This window comes from Solemya elarraichensis gill symbiont (assembly GCF_002021095.1).
Taxonomy (GTDB): Bacteria; Pseudomonadota; Gammaproteobacteria; order Chromatiales; family Chromatiaceae.
The window spans coordinates 1-1,158 of sequence record NZ_MPRK01000361.1 but is presented as its reverse complement, the minus strand read 5'-3'; the positions used below and the strand labels follow the sequence as shown (position 1 = coordinate 1,158).

Annotated in this window: 2 protein-coding genes; both read left to right on the top strand. The window is 45.3% G+C overall.

The window, feature by feature from the left end:
* Positions 1–487: TonB-dependent receptor (locus tag BOW51_RS11370; RefSeq protein ID WP_167367354.1), on the top strand; the 487-nt coding region annotated here is incomplete at its 5' end.
* A gap of 321 nt (positions 488–808) precedes the next feature.
* Positions 809–1,158, top strand: a 350-nt coding sequence (locus BOW51_RS10935) for a TonB-dependent receptor plug domain-containing protein (RefSeq protein ID WP_153039652.1), incomplete at its 3' end; no start/stop codon positions are given.

Below are 1,158 nucleotides of genomic sequence, written 5' to 3'. Positions count from 1 at the left end.
CCATGACTTCACCGACCGCATTATATTGTTCGATGAATTTGGTCCCGAGTTTTATTCGCGCTTGAATGAGTATGAGCAAGCGGGTTTTGAGCTACAACTCAGTTATACAGGCGAAACTGATTCTCTGCATCTTGGCTATAGTTATGTCAAGGAACTCGAGAGAGATAACAGTGACCTGGTTGAAGCTGTTGCCTTATCCAGTCCTGAGCAAACCCTGAGTCTTCTCTATTCTCATCGCTTCGCCAATGACTGGCTTGGCAGTATCTCATTGTTTTATGTCGACGACTTGAGATGGAATTTTTCGGCGGCCTCGACTGTTCCGGTGAGCTGGGCCGACCTCAAGCTGGCAAGAAAATTTAAAACCACGAACGGTGAACTGGATGTTTCACTGACCGCGCAAAACATTTTCGATGAAGAGAAGATCAATTTGCGTGGCAGAGATTCAGGAGAGCGCCGAATTCTCTTGAGTGCAAAGTACAGTTTTTAAGTCGTACCACCCTTCAATCATTTTATAGCAAGTCTCTGGCAAGCTGCCACGATTCATTCAAATCCGTGGTTATTCATGCTGTCGGCTTAGAGAAATGTGTATTGTTTGTTATCGAATGAATATTAAATAGAGTGAGATAAGTCTGTATCTTTTTTATACGTACAGCTTTTGATTTATTGCTTGTTGTCTTGTTGTGAGTAACTCAATATTTTTCAAACTGGCGCCTGCAGTTTGTCGTTTTGGCAGCAAGCTGATGTTCTATATGATAAAGTTCATTGAAGTAAGGAAACAACGTGATATCTAATCAAGGACGTATGCTCAATGGGTATACTCTTCACAGGTGCCTTCACGCGCCCAGTAATCTTCCAGCCCTTTACTGCTAGCAGGCTTGCTGCACTCATCCCGCTACTTGTTACCTCTCAAGTGATCGCTGTCCCGGTTGCTGATTCCGAAACGGAAGAGGAATTTTTTGCCGAGTATCAGGTGGTGTTGAACGCTACTCGTCTCAGGCAGCCTGTCGAGTCGGCACCTGCGGCGATTACCGTTATTGACCGGGAAATGATCGAGGCGAGTAGCGCGACCACGATTCCTGAATTGTTACGTTACATACCGGGATTCCAGGTTTCCTACCTGGGAGGAAACGAAATAATTCCCGGCTTTCACGGTATTGC